The organism is Ruminococcus turbiniformis (assembly GCF_020687545.1).
GTDB lineage: Bacteria > Bacillota > Clostridia > Lachnospirales > Lachnospiraceae > Mediterraneibacter > Mediterraneibacter turbiniformis.
In genome coordinates, this window is the sequence record NZ_JAJEQX010000044.1 from 1 (window position 1) to 21,800 (window position 21,800).

Here is a 21,800-nt window from a genome sequence, read left to right on the forward strand (position 1 = left end):
CAAGTAGTACCGCTTTATAAGCGGACCAGTAACAATGCTTGCGATACCCGCCCTTTTGGGCGAGCATGTAACCGGCCCTTATGAGGGCCAACTCAAACCACCACTTGAAGTGGTGGTTGTGACTTAGAGTGCATATACATCTATGAATATGGACGAATAAGAAGAAAGGACGGCGGTGAAAATGGAAAAGATTATAATTTTTTATGACGACACGAAGACAGCCTGCATAAGAGCGGCGGAAAAGTTCGGCGCGCATGAAAACACAGAGTGCAGAAAAGCATCCGAATACCGTGACAAGACGCTGGTTTTTGCCATGGACGCAAAGGTCGGGTTTATCTTTGAGGCTGAAAACGGCAGGGTGCCGTATGTGATCTCTCATATTATCTGGCGGATGTCGGCGGATAAAAACCGGGAACATATGCTCATGGTGACCGGAGGAAGGCGGGAACTGAAAGCCATCCGGACAGCGGAGAAAGACATGGAGAAGAGGGGCTATCATGTGGGGAGCATCTATACCCGCTACATACTCGACAAATATAAGCTGACAGAGGATGAATCGGTCGGTCTGATCATTGAGGATATGATAACCGGAAAGACAAGAAATGAATTCCGGGAAAAATACAGCGGCATGTCCAGAAGAGAGCTTATGAAACATTTCAGGAACGAGCTGAAAGCGTACAGAAAGTTTCAGAAAAGTAATACGCAAAAGAGGAAAATATGAAGCAGAAATTAAACAGTCAGAATATCATCTTCCTGGCGATCGTGACTTTGTTCTGGTTTGCCCAGTATGTGTATATTCCATATCAGACAACCTATCTTACCTCCATCGGAACCGCAGGCAGCTTTGTCGGGATTGTGGTCGGGGCATACGGAGTCTCCCAGCTTGTGCTCCGCCTCCCGGTGGGAATCTCTGCTGACCGGGCAGGAAGGCACAGGCCGTTTATCATGGCGGGAGCGGCCGCATCCGGCCTTGCGTCGCTGATCCGTTTCGCTGTGTGCGACGGCCGGGGATTTATGGCGGCGAACCTGCTTTCGGGGTTTGCCTCTGCCATGTGGATCTCCTTCATGGTTTTTTATACCGGAAAATTTGCGGCCGGAGAACAGCAGAAGGCGACAAGCCGCATCGTCATGTTCAATAATCTCGGGATGCTGCTCGGGTTTGCAGCCAGTACGATTTTCTACTCACGGATCGGCATGAGGAATCTGTGCCTGTTCAGCGTTGCCGCCGGACTGGCTGCGTTCGTACTGTCAATCTTCCTGAAAAGCGAGGACGGCACAGGCAGACAGAAACAGGGGAGCGTAAAAAGAGAGGATGGCAGAAAAACCCGTATGCCGGTCAGAGAGCTTCTCCGTGTGTGCACAGGAAAAAGGATCATCGTATTTTCTCTTATTGCGCTGATCCAGCAGGGAATCCAGCTTACGACTGCCATGTCGTTTACAAACCAGATCCTCAAAGACTGCGGGGCTTCGGACGGTACAGTCGGAATCGCCTCGATCGTGTATATGATATCCGCGGTATGCTTTTCCGCACTGGCCTCCTCAACGTTCTGCGAGAAGAGAGGGCCCAGGTTCTGGATCCCGGCAGTTCTTGGCGGACTGATGATTTACTGCATCCTTGTTCCGGCGGTGGGAAGCGTTCCGGTGATTCTGGCGCTTCAGCTCCTTCCGGGAATGGCGACGGGAATTCTCTTTTCCTATGCCACATCCGAGGCGATGAAGGAGGTGCCCAAAGAGAAGAAATCCACTGCCATGGGCTTTTTCCAGGCGGTGTATGCGGTGGGAATGACGACATTTCCGGTATTTACGGGGAGCCTTGTCTCAGCGGCCGGCATGCAGGCCGGCTATCTCCTGCTTGCGGGAATCGCGGCAGCGGGGATTGTGATTGCGAAGATATATTATGCGCGGAGGAATCAGAGTGAGAAGAACCGTTAGTCTTTCGTCCGGGTTGTGTTTTGCAAAGTTGGAGGTAAACCAGATTAGATAATAGTCATACCTCCCAAGCATAATACACCATGTAAACTAAGTATTTGCCTATAGACTTGCCCGGTAATAAAATATATACAGACAAAAAGGAAATTATATGAATACGGGAGGAGTCACAATGGATACAGAAAAAATGAAACAGGACTTAGGCGGCGGAAACGTATTTGATACCGGTGAGCCGAACACAGCGTTCGCTCAGTACTTCATCGGACAGAGCTATCTGAAGATGCTCACCACAGAGAGAGTCGGCGTCGGCAACGTTACATTCGAGCCCGGCTGCCGCAATAACTGGCACATCCATCACAAAGGCGGCCAGATTCTTCTTGTGACAGGCGGCCGCGGCTACTATCAGGAGTGGGGCAAAGAGGCACAGGAATTAAAAGCCGGAGATGTAGTGAATATTCCGCCGGAGGTGAAGCACTGGCACGGGGCGGCGCCGGATTCCTGGTTCCAGCATCTTGCCATTGAAGTTCCGGCAGAAGGCGCATCTAACGAGTGGCTTGAAGCAGTCAGTGACGAGGAGTATGCAAAACTGAAATAGGAGGACGCTTTAAAGCTGAATGAAAAGGTTCAAAATGGGAGGACGATTCACTATGACAGAAGCTGCAAAAGAATATTATGAGAAACTGTTCCCGGGAAACGAGTCTGAGTTTGCCCGGACAGACCCGGAGTTTACAGAGTTTTTTACCAACTTTTCCTGTGACGAGGTTGTAAACCAGGATGATCTGGATGACCGCACACGAATGATGGCCATCCTTGCAACACTTCTCGGATGCCAGGGGATTGATGAGTTTAAGGTGATGGTTCCGGGAGCGCTGAACGCGGGACTGACTCCGGTGGAGATCAAGGAGATCGTCTACCAGGCGTGCGCTTATCTTGGTATCGGACGGGTGCGGCCGTTCCTTACGGCGGTAAATGAGATATTTGCCGACAGGGGAATCACGCTTCCTCTTGAAGGGCAGGCAACGACCACGCCGGAGGACCGGGTGGAGAAAGGGGAACAGGCGCAGGTGGATATCTTCGGCGACGGCATGAAGGGATTCGCCCAGTCAGGCCCTGAGGAGAGCCGGCATATCAACCGCTGGCTTTCCGGAAACTGTTTCGGAGACTACTATACAAGAGGCGGCCTTGACTATGCGCAGAGAGAGATGATTACATTCTGCTTCCTCGCGGCGCAGGGGGGATGCGAGCCGCAGCTTACATCCCACGCGGCGGGAAATATGAAAGTGGGAAATGACAAGGCATTTCTGATCAAAGTTATCTCTCAGTGCCTGCCGTATATCGGCTATCCGAGAAGCTTAAACGCACTTCGCTGTGTAAACGAGGCGGCAAAGACGCAGTAAAAAATGGAAAACAGCTGCATTTATATAAGTCCGAACGTTCGGAGCAGGAAAAGCCAGCCTGTCAGTGTAAATGCACTGAACAGGGTAGTGAGCATGACGGTGCTTGACGTCAGCGCGCCGTCGTGCCCCATATTCTTCGCCATGACATAGCAGCTTACGGTTGTCGCAGAGCCGAGCATGACGAGGATGGCAACCAGCTCCTCGCTGCGGAAGCCGAGCCGGACGGCCACGGGAAGGAAAAGCGCGGCGAAGCCCACAAGCTTGATCACGGAAGCCGTGATGGCAGGCTTTGCCATACCGAAGGCTTTCCGGACGTCGAAAGCGGCTCCCATCGCGATAAGGCCGAGAGGAGTGGCCGTGTTCCCGATATTTGCAACTGTTTTTTCTGCAATGACGGGCAGGGGAAGATCAAGGGCAGACCAGATCAGCCCTGCCGCGATGCCGATGATAATCGGATTCGTAACGATCCCTTTTAAAGTAGATTTTATCAGAGCGCGGTCTATGGGCCTGCGCTCCGGCTGAAAAAAGGACAGTACAACGACTGCCATCGCATTATAGAGAGGCACGCTGCCTATGATCATCATAGGCCCCATGCCTGCATTTCCATAGATATTCTGTATGAATGCGATGCCCAGCAGGGCGGCGCTGCTTCGGTATGACGCCTGAATGAATTCCCCCTGGATGGATCTGTCATGCCAGAGGAACGATACAGCTGCGGCGAGGCCAATGCTGATCAGAGTGACGGCAAAGCAGAAAAGGACAAATTTCGGATTCCACGCCTCGGCAAAGTCCACTGTCGCCAGATCTTCAAAAAGAAGACAGGGCAGCGGGACGAGAAAAACGAATTTGTTCATTTTAGATGCAAATATGTCGTCGATCCATCCGAGCTCCCGGAACAGAAAGCCGAGAACCATGAGAAGAAAAATCGGAACAGTCGCATTCAGGCTGAAAACAAGATTCTCTGCCAATTCTATTCATCCCATCCTTCATAAAAACGTATGTTGACAGATATATTCCGGATAATATCCCCTTCTTCAACTTCGATATCGCTGATATCAGATACATAGGGCATCAGGGGTTCATCCTCCTCGAGTTCTACAGTGATCCATGTGCGCGCCGCCTCGTTAGCGTTGTCGATGGCGTCGTCCAGCGTGTCACCGGATGCCTCGCAGCACTCAAGATCAGGGAAAAATGCATGGTACTTTCCGTCGCCTTTTTTGCGGAAGACCGCAGGGTATATAAATTTCACAGTAAGAATCTCCTTTCCGCTGCCAGCGGGCGCCGGCGTTTCGGCCGTATGTCCGTATGGCGTGCTTACACTGTGCGCTGATACTGCCCGAAGAGGCAGATTCAGCGTTTCAGTACTGTCTAGTATAAAATAAAATGAAAAAATAGGCAAGATACTGCGTCGCTCCTTACGGAACCGGTATCAGTTTTCGGCAGGCTTCCTTCGAGCGCGGCGCCGGCTTTCAGCCGTTTTCGGCCGGATGGATTTTCAGAATCATCAGTACGCCGAGCACCAGAAGAGCCGGAAATACAACCGCGCACATGATTCCGGTTTTCAGGCTGGCTGAGGCGAGCTCCGAGATCAGGCCGACCAGGGTGGGGCCTCCGGAGCATCCAAGATCGCCTGCCAGTGCGAAAAACGCGAACATGACGGTGCCTCCGCCTTTTAAGGCGGCTGCGGCAATACTGAAAGTGCCGGGCCACATAATTCCTACAGAGAACCCGCAGATGCCGCATCCCAGAAGGCTTAAGGCGGGAACAGGCGACAGGGAGATCATGCAGTAGGCAGCCACACAGAGCACACCGCTTCCGATCATGGCGGCTTTCAGATTCAGCCGGTCCCCATACAGGCCGTAGAGAAGGCGGGAAGTCCCCATGCACACGGCAAAAAACATGGGTCCGGTCAGATCTCCGATGGATTTGTTCACGCCAAGTCCCTGTTCTGCGAAAGTTGAGGCCCACTGGCTGACCGCCTGCTCGCTTGCGCCTGCGCATACCATGACAACCATCAGAATCCAGAATGCAGGTCTGCGGATCAGACCGGAGAGAGGAATGCCTTCCTCATCCTCAGCCACAAGAGGGCAGAGCGGAACTTTCCGGAAGACAAAGAAGTTGTAAAGCGGAACAAGAGCCCAGAAAAGCGCGATGATCTTCCAGTTCTCGAGGCCGAAGAGCGCGAAAAACACGGTCGATAAAAGGACGACCGCCACCTGTCCCCAGCAGTAGTAGGAGTGGAGCATGCTCATGGTTTTTTCCTTGTTTTCTGTGGGAAGTGCCTCCACTACAGGACTTACAAGCACTTCCAGAAGACCGCCTCCGACTGCATAAATCATAACAGAGAGAAACAGACCTGTGTATGCATCCGGCAGGATTTCAGGCAGAATAGTCAGACAGGCAAGCCCCGCCGCTGCAGCCGCATGTGCGATCAGCATAGAGGCCCGGTAGCCGATCCGGTCAATAAATCCCGCGGATAAAAGATCAATCAGAAGCTGAATCAGAAAATTTGCTGTAATCAGCATTGTAATCTTTCCCATAGAAATCCCGTAGCTGCTATGGAAAGTAAGAAAGAGCAGAGGGACAAAGTTGTTTACGATCGCCTGCACCACGTAGCCGGTGTAGCAGGCGGTGAGTGTGCGTCTGTATGACTGGTTCATTGAATCAAATCTCCCTTTTCTTCTGTTCTGCCCGCCGAATCCGGCGAACGACCAGACTATTATAGATGAAAAAGCAGGTTTTGTATATAAAAATTGACAACATACTGCATCAGAATTATAATAGAAAACATAATTATTACGATTGTAGGAAACATGTGCCTGGCAGGCAGATGCGCTACAGAGAAAGCGGAGGAAGATTGTATGGAAAAACTGCCGAAGATATCAGAAGCGGAATATGAAGTGATGAAAATTGTATGGGAAGGGTCGCCTGTCAGCACAAATGAGATTACAGACCGTCTCGTTTCAGACACGGACTGGAGTCCGAAGACGATACAGACGCTGATCCGGCGTCTTGTGGCAAAGGGGGTTCTTTCCTATGAGAAGCAGGGCAGGATGTTTTTCTATACGCCGGCCGTAAAAGAGGAGGAGTATCTCCGCCGGAAAAGCTCCTCCTTTGTAGACCGGTATTTTCATGGGGATTTTGCAGCCCTTGTGTCAGCTTACCTGGATTCAGAAGGACTGAAAAAGTCAGATGTGGAAGCATTAAAAGGAATTCTGGCTGAGCATGAAGGGAAAAATTAACCGGTCAGCTCAACCCTGGGTGTGTACCATTTTCCACTGATTCCTTCATATGTTTCAGTTACACGGTTTGATACATACTGAAAGCCTCCGTTGTTAAGGGGACGCACGGTAAGTTCGCTGACAATCGCACGGTCATTGAGCTCTACAGCGTAGACGGCTTCCACGGTAAGGCGGAGCGTACCGTCAGGAAGCGATTCACAGGCAGTGACCTCGGGGACGGGACCGTAAGGATATTCGGCGTCGTTGAGTCCCCGCGGAGCGTACAGATATGTATCCCTGTCCGCATAGTATACCGTGCGCGACCGGAGAAGCCCTGTATCCAGCGCCAGGTGGGTTCCGAGAACACTCTCAAATTCCGGGGCGGGAATCTCGTATGTTATTCCGGTAAATTTGTACGGATAGGGTGGATCTGCGCCGTATTCTATCCGGTACATGATGTCGTACAGATCATAGAAATTGAGCTGGCCGTAGCCGTCGGATTCGCTCCAGTCTGAGATGAGCATGGCATTGAGGCTGTATCCGACCGGGCGGACATAGGTTTCGTTGTATTCCAGGCAGGCGGGATCCAGCGGACGCACGCGGACGGCAATCTCGCCGGGAGGACCGTCATAACCCGGCATGCGGTACTGGTCGAAGAGAAGGTAGCCCTTCTCTGTGTATTTCCAGTCTTCCGCGGCGAAAGATTCATAATATCCGGCTTCGGGAGTTCCGTTTACAGTATATACGGTGCATCTGGCCATGTGAAGCGACCCGCCGTCTGCCTTTGCTTCATAATATACGAAGCTGTCTGTGCTCATCAGAAGCGTGAAGGAAGTCTCGGCGGTTTCGCCTGCAGCGGCTTTTTCGCAGAATGATTCGACAGAACCGTAGTTTTCCATATTAATACGGTTGTCCGTGTCAGAGACAGAGTAACCGAGTTCGCCGAGACGGGCGGCTACACTCTGCATGGCGGACAGGCTGTAACGGTCTTCGCTGTTATTTCCGTCTGCGGATATTTCGGCAGAAGCTTCCGCACAGGCGGAAGCGATCCGGAGGGCGCGCCCGTACATTGCTTCCTTTTCGCTGTCAGTGAATGTCTCACCTGATGATTCCGCGGTTTCGGATCCGTTCTGCGGATTTTGTGTATCAGAAGAAGCGGCGGAATCCGTATTCGTTTCTTCAGCGGATGAGCAGCCGGATAAGAGAAAGGCAGCGGTGAGAAAAGAAAGCGCAGCCCGTTTGAGATATATCCGGCCGGAACTAAAAATGCCTGATCGATTCATCAATTAAAAACCTCCTGTCGGGAATGGAATAGCGGTATTTTGCTTGGATACATTAATATTACAATTGTAAGGAATAAAAGTCAAGAAAATATAAAAAAGTTGTTGACATTTTAGAATCGGTGTAGTATAGTATCAATTGTTCCGGTCAGCGGAACACAAAAAAGAAAATGCGACAGTGGCTCAGTTGGTAGAGTACGACCTTGCCAAGGTCGGGGTCGCGGGTTCGAACCCCGTCTGTCGCTCTGAAACAGGCATCTGAGATTCCAGAAGGAGTTCAGGTGCCTTTTCTTGTACAGCGCACTGTATATGAAAAATACAAAATGGAGAATACAAAATAAGGGAGACACACAGCGATGAAAAAACTTACAGCCCGGGAAACCGTATTTGTGGGGAGTATGCTGTTTGGAATGTTTTTTGGAGCAGGCAACCTGATTTTTCCTGTCTCGATGGGGCAGATGGCGGGAAGCGACATGATTCAGGCCGCGGCAGGTTTCCTGATTACCGGTGTGGGACTTCCGCTCCTTGCCGTGGCGGCTCTGGGAATCAGCAGGGAGGAGAGCCTTCTGGAATTAAGCAGCAGAGTGGGGAAACGCTACGGTCTGTTTTTCACATGTGCGCTCTATCTGACGATCGGTCCCTTTTTCGCTATCCCGAGGTGTGCCACGGTTTCATTTGAATCCGGCATACAGGGGATGGTGCCCGGCGTGGGGCCGACCGGGGGACTGGCAGTCTTTTCATTTCTGTTTTTTGCGGCGGTACTCTTTTTCTCTCTCCGCCCGGGACAGATACTGACGTGGATCGGCAAGGTTTTGAATCCGCTGTTCCTCCTTTTTCTGGGAGTGCTTATTGTCAGTGCCCTTCTGTCGCCCATGGGAGTTGTCCGTGAGATGGCGCCCCAGGGAAATTATGCGTCAGATGCATTTCTGACAGGACTTCTGGAAGGATATAACACGATGGACGCTCTGGCGGGACTGGCATTTGGAATCGTGATTGTCGACGTACTGCGGGGGCTTGGCGTAAAGGAGCCGGGCAGCATTGCCAGAGATACAGTCAGAGCCGGACTTTTAAGCTCCATCCTTATGGCGCTTATTTACTTTTTTGTCACAGTTGTGGGAGCACAGAGCAGAGGGCTGACGGGAATTTCGGAAAACGGCGGGGAGGCGCTCTCCCGGATCGCGGTCCACTATTTCGGATCGGCCGGGGATATCATACTGGCCGTGACCGTCACGGTTGCCTGCCTCAAAACCGCGGTAGGGCTGATTACAAGCTGCGGGGAAACTTTTGTGAAAATATTCCCGAAGGGGCCGTCTTACCGTGTGTGGGCCGTCATTTTCTGCGGGCTGTCCTTTCTGATTGCCAACCTGGGATTAAACGCGATCATCGCCTACTCCCAGCCGGTGCTGATGTTCCTCTATCCGCTGGCGGTGACGCTGATCGTGCTTACACTGTGCGCCCGTTTTTTCGGAGCGGACAGAAGAGTGTATCTGTGGACGACCGTCTTTACGGCGGCCGGTGCTGTGTTTGATCTGATCCGGGCGCTTCCGGACGGAATGAGTGTGAAAGTACTTTTGAGCGGGGTTACAGAGACAGCGGGACGGCTTCTGCCGTTCTCGGAACAGGGATTCGGCTGGGTGTGCCCGGCAGTCTTCGGACTGGCTGTGGGATGTGCAGTGCGGAAGCTGCAGGGAAAGACCGGCAGAGATGCAAGAGGGATATAAAGATGGAAAAGCGAAGCAGACCGATCGGGTTTCTGATAAAACAGATTAACAATGTATATGAGAAAGATTTGAATGAGAGACTGAAGAAAATCGGGATTACGTCCTCCCAGTGCGCTGTGCTCGACTATCTGTTTCAGACGAGCAAGGAAGAGGTAAACCAGCGGGACGTGGAGCGGAATCTGAATCTGAAGAATCCGACAGTCACCGGAATCTTAAAGAGACTGGATGAGAAGGGATATATTCTGTGCGTTCCCAACGCGAACGACAAAAGAAAGAAAAATATTTATCTGACAGAGAAGGCGTATGACATCCAGCGCAGGATGGACGCCAACAGAAGAAAACTGGACAGGGAGCTGACGCGGGGGATGACGAAGCGTGAGGCGGACGCTCTGCGCCGGAATCTGGAGAAACTTCTGTATAATATTGCGGATCCGTGAAAACGGCGGAAAAGCAGCGGAGGAAAAATGGCAGGAGAGGTTTGGATACAGGAAGAAGGAGGAGATCATGAGTTACGCAGACAAGGTTTTCATTGAAATGTGCCGGGATATCATCGACAACGGCACAAGCACAGAGGGAGAGAAAGTACGTCCGGTCTGGGAGGACGGGACGAGCGCCTATACAATCAAGAAGTTCGGAGTGGTCAACCGGTATGACCTGTCGAAAGAGTTTCCGGCGCTGACGCTCAGAAGAACGGCAATCAAGAGCTGCGTGGACGAGATGCTGTGGATCTGGCAGAAGAAGTCCAACAATGTCAACGAACTCAAAAGCCATATCTGGGACAGCTGGGCGGATGAGAACGGCTCGATCGGGAAGGCATACGGCTATCAGATGGGCGTGAAGCACCAGTACAGAGAGGGGATGATGGATCAGACGGACCGGGTGATTTACGATCTGAAAAACAACCCGTACAGCCGCCGTATTATGACAAACCTATATGTCCACCAGGATCTGCACGAGATGAATCTGTACCCGTGCGCGTACAGTATGACGTTTAACGTGACAAAGGAGCGGGACAGCGACACACTGGTGCTCAACGGAATTTTAAACCAGCGTTCCCAGGACGTTCTGACAGCGAACAACTGGAATGTGTGCCAGTATGCGGTTCTCCTTCACATGCTCGCTCAGGTGTGCGGCATGAGGGCTGGAGAACTTGTGCATGTGATTGCGGACGCGCACATTTACGACCGTCATATACCGATGGTGGAGGAACTCATCAAAAGAGAGCCGTACCCGGCTCCTGTGTTCCGCTTAAATCCGGAGATCACAGACTTCTATGATTTTACGCCGGACGATGTGACGCTTGAGAATTATGAGACGCACCCGCAGATTAAAAACATTCCGGTTGCGGTGTAAAAGCGGCAGAACGGGAGTGAAAAAAACACAGAAAGGATGATAACCTGTGAAAGCAATATTATCGGCTGACAGAAACTGGGGAATCGGATTCAATAACAGACTGCTTGTCCGGATTCCCTCAGATATGAAGTTTTTCCGCGAGACGACAACGGGAAAGGTGGTTGTCATGGGGCGAAAGACGCTTGAGAGCTTCCCCAACGGTCTTCCCCTTAAAAACCGCACGAACATCGTTCTGACCGGCAGCAGTTCGTATCAGGTAAAAGACGCGGTGATCGTGCACTCGGAAAAAGAACTTCTGGAGGAACTGAAAAAATATAACCCGGACGATATCTATGTAATCGGAGGCGAAAGTGTATATCGTATGATGCTGCCGTACTGTGATACGGTGTATGTGACGAAAATTGACCGGGCATTTCAGGCGGATACATTTTTCCCGAACCTGGACGAGATGCCGGAGTGGGAGATGACAGAGGAAAGCGAGGAGCAGACCTGTTTTGATCTGGAATTCTGTTTTACAAAATATGAGCGCAAGAAGAGGTAAGCGGTTTAAGAAAAGCGGATTTCCCAAAGCCGTGAGGATGCTCGCTGCCGTGCTGTCTGCTGTTGTGCTGTTCTCAGGCTGCACCCGGGCGCAGGGAACAGGCGGGCAGACCGGCGGGGACAGCGCAGCGGACGGAGATGGACGGATCAGCGTAGTTACGACGATTTTTCCGCCCTATGATTTTGTGCGTGAAATCGCAGGAGAGCGTGTGGATCTCAAAATGCTGTTAAAACCCGGAGAGGAGACTCACTCTTATGAGCCGACTCCCCAGGATATCATTGCCATACAGAACAGCGATGTATTCATCTACACAGGCGGAGAAAACGATGTCTGGGTGGAGGATATCTTAAGTTCCATGCCGGATGGCGGCAGGCTGACCCTGAAGATGATAGACTGTGTGGATACAGTGGAAGAGGAACATGTAGAAGGAATGAAGGAAAACGGAAGCCACAGCCATGAGCACGGGGAAGAGGAGGAAGAAGCGGCCCATTCTGTCCATGAGATCGACGAGCATGTATGGACGTCTCCGGTCAATGCCTCTGCTATTGCCGGGAAGATCTGCGAGGTTCTCTCTCAGGCGGATCCGGACGGACAAAAGCTGTATGAGGAAAATACGGGGCGCTATCAGGAACAGCTTGCCGCGCTTGACGCGGAGTTCCGGGAGATTGTGGAAAGTGCCGAACACCGTCTTCTGATCTTTGGAGACCGATTCCCTTTCCGGTATTTTGCGGATGAGTACGGGCTGGACTACTATGCGGCGTTCCCCGGGTGTGCGGGAGATACAGAGCCAAGCGCCGCCACAATGGCGTTTCTGATTGAGAAGGTAAAGGAAGAAAATGTCCCGGCGGTGCTGAAGATGGAGCTGAGCAATGCGGATATCGCCAACGCGGTCGCCGAGGCGTCCGGCACGGAAGTGAGAGTGTTTTACAGCTGCCACAACCTGTCGGCCGAAGATTTTGAGAACGGGGAGACGTATCTCAGCATGATGCAGAAAAACGCGGAGACTCTGAAGGAGGTTTTGAACGGATGGCCCTGATAAAATGTGAGAATGTATCCATCGGCTACGAAGGCCAGACTGTGGTACGAGACCTGAACTTTGAGATACAGCCGGGGGATTATCTTTGTATCGTAGGAGAAAACGGCTCGGGAAAAAGCACTCTTGTCAAGAGCCTTCTGAGTCTGAAATCCGTAGAAAAAGGAAAGATTGTCTTCGGGGACGGATTAAAACAGAATGAGATCGGCTACCTTCCCCAGCAGACAGATGTGCAGAAAGATTTTCCGGCCAGTGTAAGCGAAGTCGTCATCTCCGGAAGACTGAACAGCAGAGGGCTGAAGCCTTTTTACACTGCGGCAGATAAAAAAGCGGCGGAGGAGAAGATGGACATGCTTGGAATCCGGGATCTGTCCCGGCAGTGCTTCCGGGAACTCTCCGGCGGCCAGCGCCAGAGAGTTCTTCTGGCAAGAGCTCTGTGCGCGACAAAGAGCCTTCTGCTCCTGGACGAGCCTGTGACGGGACTTGACCCGATTGTGACTGCGGAGTTTTATCAGCTTATCCGTGAAATTAACAGAGAGTCCGGGATCGCGGTTGTGATGGTGTCCCACGATATTGAGAGCGCGGTGGAGGATGCGACGCATATTCTTCATCTGCAGGAAACGGCGCTTTTCTTCGGTACATCAGACGAATACAGAAAAAGCCGGGTGGGAAGAAATTTTCTGGGAGGTGGAGATAATGCCTGATACGCTGATGGAGATGTTTTCTTATCCGTTTATGGTGCGGGCGTTTACCGTGGGCTCACTTGTGGCTCTGTGCTCTGCTCTTTTGGGTGTCAGCCTTGTGTTGAAACGGTATTCGATGATCGGCGACGGACTCTCCCATGTGGGATTCGGCGCGCTGGCCATCGCGGCAGCGGCAAATGCGGCTCCGCTTGCGGTCGCGGTTCCGGTTGTTATCCTGGCGGCAGTGCTTCTTCTGCGGATACGCAGCAGCAGCCGGATCAAGGGAGACGCGGCGATCGCCCTGATCTCCACGAGTTCCCTTGCTGTGGGCGTGATGGTGATCTCCATGACAACGGGAATGAACACGGATGTGTATAATTATATGTTCGGAAGTATCCTGGCCATGAGCGAGGAGGATGTGCGCATAAGCGTTGCGCTCGCGATTGCCGTGCTGGCGCTGTTTGTCTTCTTTTATCAGAAAATATTCGCCATCACATTTGATGAGACGTTTGCCCGCGCCACCGGCGTGCGCGCGGATCTCTACAACACACTGATTGCTGTTCTGACGGCGGTGACGATTGTGCTCGGCATGCGGATGATGGGGGCGCTGCTCATATCAAGCCTGATCATCTTCCCGGCGCTTACATCCATGCGAGTGTGCCGGACATTCCGAAGCGTGATTATCAATTCCGCAGTGATTGCGGTTGTGTGCCTCGTAATCGGAATTACGGTGTCCTATGTGTGGGCGACACCTGCGGGAGCCAGCGTGGTTATGACAAATATTGCCGCTCTGATTCTCTATTCTCTGATCGGCGCGCTGCGCGGCAGACGAAGCGGAAACTGAACCGGTGAAAAAATGAAAAATGAAAATGAGAGATGAGAGGAAGCTGAAATGGATATATTTCGTGCTGTTTATAATATACTCTGGGGTGATCTGATTACGATTCCCCTGCCGGGAGGAAGTTCTCTGGGGCTCTCGCTTCTGGTGCTGATTCTGGTACCTGCGGGGATCTATTTTACGATACGGACCCGGTTCCTGCCATTCAGGATGTTCCCGGAGATGATCCGCGTGACAGTAGAAAATACTGCGAAGACAGAACGCGAAGGGATTTCGGGCGTTCACGCGCTGATTGTGTCTACGGCGTGCCGCGTCGGAATGGGAAACCTGGTCGGCGTGGTTGCGGCCATTTCCGCAGGAGGAGCCGGAGCGGTGTTCTGGATGTGGGTGATTGCGCTTCTGGGATCATCCACCGCTTTTGTGGAAGCGACTCTGGCACAGATTTATAAGGAAAAAGACCCTCTGTACGGAGGATACAGAGGAGGACCGGCGTACTACATCCATCATCTGTTTGTGAAGAAAGACAGCAGACGGAAGAAATCTCTGCTTGCGGTACTTTTTGCCATTTCCGGCCTGATCTGCTGGTGCGGCATCAGTCAGGTAATCAGCAATTCGATCTCGTCTTCATTTGAGAACGCGTTTCATATTCCGCCGATTTACTCAACGGTTGTGCTTGTGGCTGTGGCTGCTGTGATTGTTTTGAGGAAGAACGCGACGGTAAGAGTGCTGGATATTATTGTTCCGATTATGGCTGCCTGCTATTTCTTTATCACAATCTTTATTATTGTGAAGAATGCGGGACAGCTTCCCGCTGTGTTTGAGCGGATTTTTGCCGAAGCGTTCGGCATCCGCCAGGTGGCTGCGGGAGGAATCGGCGCCGTGATCATGAACGGCGCGAAGAGAGGGCTCTTTTCCAACGAAGCAGGATCGGGCTCTGCGCCTTGTGCGGCGGCTGCTGCGGATATCAGTCATCCCGCCAAGGAGGGACTTCTCCAGGCGCTGGGCGTGTTCATCGATACACTGGTGGTCTGCAGCTGTTCAGCGATGATTATGCTTCTCACGCCGATGGAGATGACACAGGGACTGGAGGGAATGGATCTTCTCCAGACCGCGATGCAGTATCATCTGGGAGAGTTCGGCGTGATCTTTATCGCGGTGATTCTCTGGCTGTTCAGTTTCTCTACCTTCCTGGGGATTCTGTTCTACGCAAGACCGAATGTGGCGTACCTGTTCGGGGATAACTGGATCTCCCAGACGCTCTATAAGGTGCTGGCTCTTGTCATGCTTTTCGTGGGAGGGCTTGCCGCGTACCAGTTCGTGTGGGATCTGGGAGACGTGGGCGTGGGCCTGATGACAGTGTTTAATATGATCGCTCTTATCCCGCTTGCATCGAAAGCAATAGAATCGCTTAAAGATTATGAAAAAAACGGGATGGGAAAACAAAGCAGGAAACAATAAAAAAGATCAAGAAAATGTGATTGACATAGTTAATAATACACATTATAATGTATTTAAATTTTTAACTATCAGGAAATGCAGTGACAGGGAGGAGTACATAGTCACCCGATGCAAAGAGAGAAGATGGACGGTGCAAATCTTCGTGAAGGGATTATGGAAGTAGCCCTCGAGCAGTGGACCCAAACGGCGGATAGGCCAAGTAGGATTCAACGTTTTTCCCGCGTTACAGGGAAGCGGTATCGGACAGAAAGGAATGTGTCCTGCCTGAGGCAGATGCAGACGGATGAGTCCCGTACCGGCAGAGTGCAGAGAGAGTTCTCTGAATACAGGTGGTAACACGGATGAAAGATTCGCCCTGAGCATATGGTGCTCAGGGCTTTTTCTTTTCAGGCACTGTACATGAAAACCGCCGGCAGTCAGGCAGGTCTGACAGCAGTTTCGGCAGAAATCTGAATAAAAGGAGGCAGGAAAGTGAGACAGATTACAGGAAATAAACTACTGGTAAGAGCGCTGAAGGAAGAAGGGGTTGACACAATCTTCGGATATCCGGGGGCGTGTACAATCGATATCAGCGACGAGCTCTACAAACAGGATGATATCAGGGTGATCCTCCCAAGACACGAGCAGGCTCTTGTACATGAGGCGGACGCCTATGCGAGAACAACGGGAAAAGTGGGCGTATGTCTTGTGACGAGCGGTCCCGGAGCCACTAATCTTGTGACGGGGCTTGCGACAGCAAATTATGACAGCGTGCCTCTTGTATGTTTTACGGGACAGGTGGCGAGGCATCTGATCGGGAACGACGCTTTCCAGGAAGTCGATATCGTCGGGATTACCCGGAGCATTACAAAATACGGCGTGACGGTGCGCAACAGGGAAGACCTGGGGCGGATCATCAAAGAGGCGTTTTACATCGCGAGAACAGGACGGCCGGGACCGGTGCTCATCGACCTTCCCAAAGATGTGATGTGCGAGCTGGGAAGTCCGGATTATCCAGAAACGGTGAACATCCGCGGATATAAGCCGAACACGAGCGTTCATATGGGACAGTTAAAGCGGGCGCTTAAGATGTTGAAGAAAGCGAAGAAGCCGCTCTTCCTTGCAGGAGGAGGAGTGAACATTGCCCGGGCAAACGCGGTGTTTACCGAGGTGGTCAACAAGACGAACGTTCCGGTTGTGACTACGATCATGGGAAGGGGAGCGGTTGCGACAGAGCATCCTCTGTATATCGGAAATCTCGGAATGCACGGCCAGTATGCGGCCAACATGGCTGTGGGAGAGTGTGATCTGCTCTTTTCCATCGGCACAAGGTTCAATGACCGGATTACGGGAAAACTGCACGCTTTCGCGCCGAATGCACAGATCGTCCACATCGATATCGATACGGCTTCCATATCGAGAAACATTCATGTGGATGTCCCGATCGTGGCGGACGCACTGGAAGCAGTGACAAAGATGAACGAGTACGTGGAGCCGTGCGAGACAGAAGCGTGGGTAAAACAGATCCAGGCATGGAAAGAGGAGCATCCGCTGACGATGAAGAGCAGGGAGCAGATGAGCCCCATGGATATCATAAATGAGATGAACCGTCAGTTTGATGAAGCAATTATCACAACGGATGTGGGACAGCATCAGATGTTCGTCACCCAGTATGTACAGATTAACGAGAAAAAGCAGCTTGTCACTTCCGGAGGACTCGGAACGATGGGTTACGGCTTCCCGGCTGCGATCGGCGCAAAACTCGGCAATCCGGACAAAACCGTCATTGCGATTTCGGGAGATGGCGGAATGCAGATGAATATCCAGGAGTTCGCGACTGCAGTTCTGGAGGAACTTCCTCTGATCCTCTGCGTATTCAACAACGAGTATCTTGGAATGGTGCGCCAGTGGCAGAAGCTTTTCTATGGAAAGAGATATGGCATGACAAACTTAAAGGCGGGCGCGCTCTTCCGCAGAACAAACGGGGAGGAGATGCCCGAGTATACACCGGACTTTGTAAAACTTGCCGAGAGCTACGGCGCAAAGGGAATCCGGGTAAAGAAGAAAGAGGAGATCGCTGCCGCGTTTGAAGAAGCAAAAAAGAATACAAAGACCCCGACTCTGATCGAATTTATCATCGATCCGGAGGAAATGGTATATCCGATGATCCAGCCGGGAGGAACGCTGGAAGATATGATTATGGACTGTTAGAAAGGAGTGCGTGAATATGGACAGCAATATGAAAAAGAGATGGATTTCCCTTTATGTAGAAAACCAGGTGGGCGTGCTCTCGAAGATATCGGGACTCTTTTCCGGAAAGTCGTACAATCTGGACAGTCTGACTGTGGGGACTACAGAAGACCCGACTGTCTCGAGAATGACGATTGCTACAGTAAGCGATGATGAGACATTCGAGCAGATCAAAAAGCAGCTCAACCGTATGGTGGAAGTGATCAAAGTGATCGACTTTACGGATATCTTTGTGAGGATGAAAGAGATCCTCTATGTGAAAGTGTTTAAATGCACGACCGCTGATAAGGTGGAAGTGTTCCAGATCGCTGAGACGTTTAAGGCGAAGGTGATCGACTACGGCAGGGACAGCGTACTTGTGGAGTTTGTTCAGACTGCCACAAAGAACGATGCGGTTGTGAAGCTGATGAAAGAGGAATTTAAGAGTATTGAAGTTGTCAGAGGAGGAAGCGTGGGGATTGAGTCGATCAGTATGATGGAGCGGTGAGCCGATTCAGCCATAGGACTGCGCGGTCGAAAAACCATGCAAGCATGCTTTTTTCTCCCGAACAGCTCTATGGCTGAACTGGTGAAATAAAAAACCGAGCGCACTCTTGATTTTTATTAACTATCGTATTATAATGTTCATCGGAATGAAATGAAGGTTTTTCTAGCAGAGGAGGAAATACAATGGAGAAGAAAAATCTTGACTGGGCGAATATGGGATTCGGCTATATTCAGACAGATAAGAGATACGTGTCAAACTACAAGGATGGAAAGTGGGACGACGGCGCTTTGATTGATGATGCGAATATCGTGATAAACGAGTGCGCAGGGGTTCTCCAGTATGCCCAGACAGTTTTTGAAGGACTGAAGGCTTATACAACGGAGGCGGGACATATTGTTACATTCCGCCCGGACTTAAACGCTGCCCGTATGGCGGATTCGGCGAAGCGGCTTGAGATGCCGGTATTCCCGGAGGATCGTTTTGTAGATGCGGTAGTTCAGGTAGTGAAAGCGAATGCGGGTTATGTTCCTCCGTATGGTTCAGGTGCGACGCTCTACATCAGGCCGTATATGTTTGGAAGCAACTCCGTGATCGGCGTAAAGCCGGCAGATGAGTATCAGTTCCGCGTGTTCACGACACCGGTGGGACCGTACTTTAAAGGCGGCGCGAAACCGATTACCATCTGCGTGTCTGATTTTGACCGCGCAGCGCCGCATGGAACAGGACATATCAAAGCGGGACTTAATTATGCGATGAGTCTTCATGCGATTGTCACCGCCCATGCAAACGGCTTTGACGAGAACATGTACCTTGATTCCGCAACAAGGACAAAGGTAGAGGAGACAGGCGGGGCAAACTTTATCTTTATTACAAAAGACAACAAGGTTGTCACTCCTCATTCAGATACAATTCTTCCGTCTATTACGAGAAGATCAATCATGTATGTTGCAGAGCATTATCTGGGCCTTGAAGTTGAGGAAAGAGATGTTTATTTCGACGAAGTAAAGGATTTCGCAGAATGCGGACTCTGCGGAACCGCGGCGGTAATCTCTCCGGTCGGAAAAGTCGTAAACCATGGGGAAGAGATATGCTTCCCGAGTGGTATGGAGAAGATGGGGCCGATCACTCAGAAGCTGTACGATACACTGACAGGTATACAGATGGGACACATCGAAGCTCCTGAGGGATGGATCAAAGTGATCGAGTAAAGGCGGCTTAAAATGGGATTTATCGAAGGGATAGCGATTCGTGTCATAGAAAAGTCCGCGTCAGGGGAGCTGTCCCTCGGGGACACGCTTGTGCTCGGGACGCAGACGCAGCGGTGCATAAGGCCGTAAAGGACACGGCCTGAACACCGGCGCTGCTTTACGGCCCCCTGCGGGATAGCTTCCCTGACACTGGGAAACTTCAAGACGGAAGTAGCTTACCTTTCGAAAATCCGCAGTTTTCAGCGGAGAAATCCGGTGGGAGCGCTGCAGGAAAAAGAGAGTGAAAATAAGAAGAGATCGGAACTTTTAGCTTTAATAAAGTCCCGATCTCTTTTTTTAATGTAATCTCTTTGCCAATTATGTTTTCATTTGACTTTTTTATCTAAACTGCGGATTTTCGAGGAAAGGTTCCTCCTGTCTTGAAAAACCCAGCCTGCTGCGGATCACGAGCGAAAGCGATGCCTGCGAGAGACACCGTGATCCGCAGCAGGCGGACCTATGATCAGGTAACCTGCTCGAAAACTCCCAATTTTACAACTGAAACAGAATCGTTGCCACATTGAAATAAATCAAAATCGAAAAGATATCCACCAGTGTTGTGATCAGCGGCGATGCCATGATGGCCGGATCAAGGTGTGCCTTGCTTGCAAAGAGCGGGAGCATGCATCCGACCAGCTTTGCAGCGATGACAGTTCCGATCAGTGACAGCGCGATCACAATGGCGAGGTTGATATCCTGATACTGAATCATAATCCGGATTCCGTTTGTCACAGCGAGTACAGAGCCCACCACGAGAGAGATCCGGAATTCTTTGAAGACGACTTTGAAAATATCGCGGAAACGGATCTGCGACAGGGCCAGCCCCCGGATGATCAGGGTAGAACTCTGGGAACCGCAGTTCCCGCCGGTATCCATCAGCATCGGGATAAACGAGACGAGCAGCGGGATCGCCGCAAAGGCGTCCTCATATTTTGTGATGATCGTACCGGTGATGATGGAGGTGAACATGAGAATTAAAAGCCACGGGATCCTGTTTCTGGCGTGCCCCAGCACAGAGGTCTCGAAATAGGACTTCTCACTTGGATTCATGGCAGCCATTTTCGTGATATCTTCGGTGGCCTCTTCCACCATGACGTCCATTGCGTCGTCAAATGTGACGATGCCGACCATCCGCCCGTCCGTGTCCAGTACGGGAAGGGCAAGGAAATCATATTTAGTGAAAAGTTTCGCCACCTCTTCCCTGTCAGTGTGCGTGCTGACAGAGATGATCTCAGTCTCCATAAGATCGCGGATCAGCACATCGTCATCGGTTGTCATCAGGTCTTTGGCGCTGACGATTCCGATAAGTTTTCTCCGGTCAGTGACATAGCAGGTGTAGATCGTCTCCTTGTGAATCCCGGTCTCCTTGATGTGTGCCATTGTCTGAGCGACTGTCATGGATTCGCGGATATCCACATACTCGGTAGTCATAATGCTTCCGGCACTGTCTTCCGGGTAGTTGAGCAGCTGGTTGATCAGCGCCCGGTCAGAAGGACTTACCGTATCGAGAATCCGGTTGACCAGATTGGCGGGGAGCTCTTCAAGGATGTCCACCGTGTCATCCATGTAGAGGTCGTCGACGAGCTCCCGCAGCTCTGTCTCAGAGAATACGGCTACAAGCTTGGCCTGGAGAGACCCGTCCGTATTGGCGAATACTTCGGCGGCCTTGTCTTTCGGAATCAGCCGGAACGCGATGGCGAGATCACGATCGTTAAGCTCGGTAAGAAGCGAGGCTATGTCCACTTCGTTCATTACATCCAGAATGCTTCTCACAGCTTTGTACTGCCGCTGTTCGAGAAGCTTTACGAAAATTTCTTTGTTCATGAATAATACCTCTCTTTATGTAATTTTTCTTTTCACAGCTGCATATGTGACAACCGGCTCCAGAGTCCATAACCTCACCTCCTTTTTTCAGAGCATAAAATTCGTTTTGATGCCGTACGTACGGCAGAACTTCCGTACAAACAAAAACTCCGTCACTGCCTGAACAATGACGGAGCAAAAAACCCGTACTGACTGCCGTACAAAAATACAGCAGCTATCGTTCAAGCTTTAGTATCACAGGGCATATCAATTGCATTAGGTTGCGCCTTCACGACACAGCCTGCTGACCAGCTTATTGTGTCTCCACAATCTCGCGGCAGCAATCTTCGGGAAATTCCCAATCCCTGTGGTAACCTCACCTACCGAATCAGTTTGGACGGTATTCTGTTAAGTACTATGTTATTGTAATTCAACAGATGCGCGGTGTCAAGGAGTTAGTGTATAATTATTATTGGCAAAGATAGGAATTCTTCCTAAATAAAAAGGGAAGCAGAGAAAATCCCTACTTCCCAATCATACAGTTTTTCTTTATGATGTTAGTTGCGAAATAAAACACGTA

At 51.1% G+C, this 21,800-nt stretch carries 21 protein-coding genes, 1 tRNA gene, 1 riboswitch and 1 other annotated feature; of the genes, 17 read left to right on the forward strand and 5 right to left on the reverse strand.

Features of this window, described 5'->3' with window-relative positions; genetic code table 11:
• The first annotated feature begins 181 nt into the window (after positions 1–181).
• The 4 genes from LKD70_RS16560 (at position 182) to LKD70_RS16575 (ending at position 3,326) form a co-directional block, all read left to right on the forward strand.
• On the forward strand, positions 182–721 hold the full coding sequence (locus LKD70_RS16560; protein ID WP_227708986.1) for a hypothetical protein: 540 nt from the start codon (positions 182–184) through the stop codon (positions 719–721).
• A complete protein-coding gene (locus tag LKD70_RS16565; protein ID WP_227708987.1) occupies positions 718–1,932 on the forward strand; it encodes an MFS transporter in 1,215 nt (404 codons plus the stop codon). Before LKD70_RS16560 ends, LKD70_RS16565 begins: the two co-directional genes overlap by 4 nt.
• A 169-nt stretch (positions 1,933–2,101) precedes the next feature.
• The gene (locus LKD70_RS16570; RefSeq protein WP_227708988.1) at positions 2,102–2,524 is read left to right on the forward strand and encodes a cupin domain-containing protein; all 423 of its coding nucleotides are present in this window, start codon (positions 2,102–2,104) and stop codon (positions 2,522–2,524) included.
• A gap of 52 nt (positions 2,525–2,576) precedes the next feature.
• Positions 2,577–3,326 carry a carboxymuconolactone decarboxylase family protein gene (locus tag LKD70_RS16575; protein WP_227708989.1) on the forward strand — a complete coding sequence of 250 codons (750 nt, stop codon included), beginning with the start codon at positions 2,577–2,579 and terminating at the stop codon, positions 3,324–3,326.
• Positions 3,327–3,346: 20 nt separating this feature from the next.
• Here LKD70_RS16575 and LKD70_RS16580 read toward each other — a convergent pair whose 3' ends face one another.
• From LKD70_RS16580 to LKD70_RS16590, 3 genes are all read right to left on the reverse strand, one after another.
• Positions 3,347–4,294 carry an AEC family transporter gene (locus LKD70_RS16580; protein WP_227708990.1) on the reverse strand — a complete coding sequence of 316 codons (948 nt, stop codon included), beginning with the start codon at positions 4,292–4,294 and terminating at the stop codon, positions 3,347–3,349.
• 2 nt (positions 4,295–4,296) lie between these two features.
• A complete protein-coding gene (locus LKD70_RS16585) occupies positions 4,297–4,575 on the reverse strand; it encodes a type II toxin-antitoxin system HicB family antitoxin (RefSeq protein ID WP_227708991.1) in 279 nt (92 codons plus the stop codon).
• A 220-nt stretch (positions 4,576–4,795) separates the two neighbouring features.
• Positions 4,796–5,986, reverse strand: a complete 1,191-nt coding sequence (locus LKD70_RS16590) for an MFS transporter (RefSeq protein WP_227708992.1) — start codon at positions 5,984–5,986, stop codon at positions 4,796–4,798.
• Between the two features lie 201 nt (positions 5,987–6,187).
• Here LKD70_RS16590 and LKD70_RS16595 point away from each other — a divergent pair, with 201 nt between their 5' ends.
• Entirely contained in the window at positions 6,188–6,568 is a 381-nt protein-coding gene (locus LKD70_RS16595; RefSeq protein WP_227708993.1) for a BlaI/MecI/CopY family transcriptional regulator, read from the forward strand.
• On the opposite strand, the gene LKD70_RS16600 is transcribed toward LKD70_RS16595, so the two are convergent.
• Positions 6,565–7,830 (reverse strand): DUF6070 family protein, encoded by a 1,266-nt coding sequence (locus LKD70_RS16600; RefSeq protein WP_227708994.1) that lies wholly within the window; start codon positions 7,828–7,830, stop codon positions 6,565–6,567. The genes LKD70_RS16595 and LKD70_RS16600 overlap by 4 nt on opposite strands.
• 169 nt (positions 7,831–7,999) lie before the next feature.
• Here LKD70_RS16600 and LKD70_RS16605 point away from each other — a divergent pair.
• The 12 genes from LKD70_RS16605 (at position 8,000) to LKD70_RS16660 (ending at position 19,378) form a co-directional block, all read left to right on the forward strand.
• Positions 8,000–8,072: transfer RNA gene (locus tag LKD70_RS16605), tRNA-Gly, on the forward strand.
• A gap of 111 nt (positions 8,073–8,183) precedes the next feature.
• Positions 8,184–9,548, forward strand: a complete 1,365-nt coding sequence (gene brnQ, locus LKD70_RS16610) for a branched-chain amino acid transport system II carrier protein (RefSeq protein ID WP_227708995.1) — start codon at positions 8,184–8,186, stop codon at positions 9,546–9,548.
• 2 nt (positions 9,549–9,550) lie between these two features.
• The gene (locus LKD70_RS16615; RefSeq protein WP_227708996.1) at positions 9,551–9,985 is read left to right on the forward strand and encodes a MarR family winged helix-turn-helix transcriptional regulator; all 435 of its coding nucleotides are present in this window, start codon (positions 9,551–9,553) and stop codon (positions 9,983–9,985) included.
• Positions 9,986–10,052: 67 nt separating this feature from the next.
• Positions 10,053–10,901 (forward strand): thymidylate synthase, encoded by an 849-nt coding sequence (thyA, locus tag LKD70_RS16620; RefSeq protein ID WP_227708997.1) that lies wholly within the window; start codon positions 10,053–10,055, stop codon positions 10,899–10,901.
• A 46-nt stretch (positions 10,902–10,947) separates the two neighbouring features.
• Positions 10,948–11,442: a dihydrofolate reductase gene (locus LKD70_RS16625; RefSeq protein ID WP_227708998.1), complete on the forward strand. Its 495-nt coding sequence runs from the start codon at positions 10,948–10,950 to the stop codon at positions 11,440–11,442.
• Positions 11,396–12,478 (forward strand): metal ABC transporter substrate-binding protein, encoded by a 1,083-nt coding sequence (locus LKD70_RS16630; RefSeq protein ID WP_227708999.1) that lies wholly within the window; start codon positions 11,396–11,398, stop codon positions 12,476–12,478. The genes LKD70_RS16625 and LKD70_RS16630 overlap by 47 nt, the downstream gene beginning before the upstream one ends.
• Positions 12,469–13,179, forward strand: a complete 711-nt coding sequence (locus LKD70_RS16635) for a metal ABC transporter ATP-binding protein (protein WP_227709000.1) — start codon at positions 12,469–12,471, stop codon at positions 13,177–13,179. Before LKD70_RS16630 ends, LKD70_RS16635 begins: the two co-directional genes overlap by 10 nt.
• The gene (locus LKD70_RS16640) at positions 13,172–14,002 is read left to right on the forward strand and encodes a metal ABC transporter permease (protein ID WP_227709001.1); all 831 of its coding nucleotides are present in this window, start codon (positions 13,172–13,174) and stop codon (positions 14,000–14,002) included. The genes LKD70_RS16635 and LKD70_RS16640 overlap by 8 nt, the downstream gene beginning before the upstream one ends.
• A 48-nt stretch (positions 14,003–14,050) precedes the next feature.
• On the forward strand, positions 14,051–15,454 hold the full coding sequence (locus LKD70_RS16645; protein WP_227709002.1) for an alanine/glycine:cation symporter family protein: 1,404 nt from the start codon (positions 14,051–14,053) through the stop codon (positions 15,452–15,454).
• Between the two features lie 71 nt (positions 15,455–15,525).
• Positions 15,526–15,815: a binding site (T-box leader), on the forward strand.
• A gap of 110 nt (positions 15,816–15,925) precedes the next feature.
• A complete protein-coding gene (gene ilvB / locus LKD70_RS16650) occupies positions 15,926–17,644 on the forward strand; it encodes a biosynthetic-type acetolactate synthase large subunit (protein WP_227709003.1) in 1,719 nt (572 codons plus the stop codon).
• Positions 17,645–17,672: 28 nt separating this feature from the next.
• Positions 17,673–18,170 carry an acetolactate synthase small subunit gene (ilvN, locus tag LKD70_RS16655; protein WP_456115025.1) on the forward strand — a complete coding sequence of 166 codons (498 nt, stop codon included), beginning with the start codon at positions 17,673–17,675 and terminating at the stop codon, positions 18,168–18,170.
• A gap of 182 nt (positions 18,171–18,352) precedes the next feature.
• On the forward strand, positions 18,353–19,378 hold the full coding sequence (locus LKD70_RS16660; protein WP_227709005.1) for a branched-chain amino acid aminotransferase: 1,026 nt from the start codon (positions 18,353–18,355) through the stop codon (positions 19,376–19,378).
• 531 nt (positions 19,379–19,909) lie between these two features.
• On the opposite strand, the gene mgtE is transcribed toward LKD70_RS16660, so the two are convergent.
• Positions 19,910–21,241, reverse strand: a complete 1,332-nt coding sequence (gene mgtE, locus LKD70_RS16665; RefSeq protein ID WP_227709006.1) for a magnesium transporter — start codon at positions 21,239–21,241, stop codon at positions 19,910–19,912.
• Positions 21,242–21,446: 205 nt separating this feature from the next.
• Positions 21,447–21,615: riboswitch (M-box (ykoK) riboswitch) on the reverse strand.
• Positions 21,616–21,800: the final 185 nt, after the last annotated feature.

What these genes read in the sequence shown, in the direction of transcription:
- LKD70_RS16560 (WP_227708986.1), top strand. Translation starts at nt 182, where the DNA reads ATGGAAAAGATTATAATTTTTTATGACGACACGAAGACAGCCTGCATA.
- LKD70_RS16565 (WP_227708987.1), top strand. Translation starts at nt 718, where the DNA reads ATGAAGCAGAAATTAAACAGTCAGAATATCATCTTCCTGGCGATCGTG.
- LKD70_RS16570 (WP_227708988.1), top strand. Translation starts at nt 2,102, where the DNA reads ATGGATACAGAAAAAATGAAACAGGACTTAGGCGGCGGAAACGTATTT.
- LKD70_RS16575 (WP_227708989.1), top strand. Translation starts at nt 2,577, where the DNA reads ATGACAGAAGCTGCAAAAGAATATTATGAGAAACTGTTCCCGGGAAAC.
- LKD70_RS16590 (WP_227708992.1), bottom strand. Translation starts at nt 5,986, where the DNA reads ATGAACCAGTCATACAGACGCACACTCACCGCCTGCTACACCGGCTAC.
- LKD70_RS16595 (WP_227708993.1), top strand. Translation starts at nt 6,188, where the DNA reads ATGGAAAAACTGCCGAAGATATCAGAAGCGGAATATGAAGTGATGAAA.
- LKD70_RS16600 (WP_227708994.1), bottom strand. Translation starts at nt 7,830, where the DNA reads ATGAATCGATCAGGCATTTTTAGTTCCGGCCGGATATATCTCAAACGG.
- brnQ (WP_227708995.1), top strand. Translation starts at nt 8,184, where the DNA reads ATGAAAAAACTTACAGCCCGGGAAACCGTATTTGTGGGGAGTATGCTG.
- LKD70_RS16615 (WP_227708996.1), top strand. Translation starts at nt 9,551, where the DNA reads ATGGAAAAGCGAAGCAGACCGATCGGGTTTCTGATAAAACAGATTAAC.
- thyA (WP_227708997.1), top strand. Translation starts at nt 10,053, where the DNA reads ATGAGTTACGCAGACAAGGTTTTCATTGAAATGTGCCGGGATATCATC.
- LKD70_RS16635 (WP_227709000.1), top strand. Translation starts at nt 12,469, where the DNA reads ATGGCCCTGATAAAATGTGAGAATGTATCCATCGGCTACGAAGGCCAG.
- LKD70_RS16640 (WP_227709001.1), top strand. Translation starts at nt 13,172, where the DNA reads ATGCCTGATACGCTGATGGAGATGTTTTCTTATCCGTTTATGGTGCGG.
- LKD70_RS16645 (WP_227709002.1), top strand. Translation starts at nt 14,051, where the DNA reads ATGGATATATTTCGTGCTGTTTATAATATACTCTGGGGTGATCTGATT.
- ilvN (WP_456115025.1), top strand. Translation starts at nt 17,673, where the DNA reads ATGAAAAAGAGATGGATTTCCCTTTATGTAGAAAACCAGGTGGGCGTG.
- LKD70_RS16660 (WP_227709005.1), top strand. Translation starts at nt 18,353, where the DNA reads ATGGAGAAGAAAAATCTTGACTGGGCGAATATGGGATTCGGCTATATT.
- mgtE (WP_227709006.1), bottom strand. Translation starts at nt 21,241, where the DNA reads ATGAACAAAGAAATTTTCGTAAAGCTTCTCGAACAGCGGCAGTACAAA.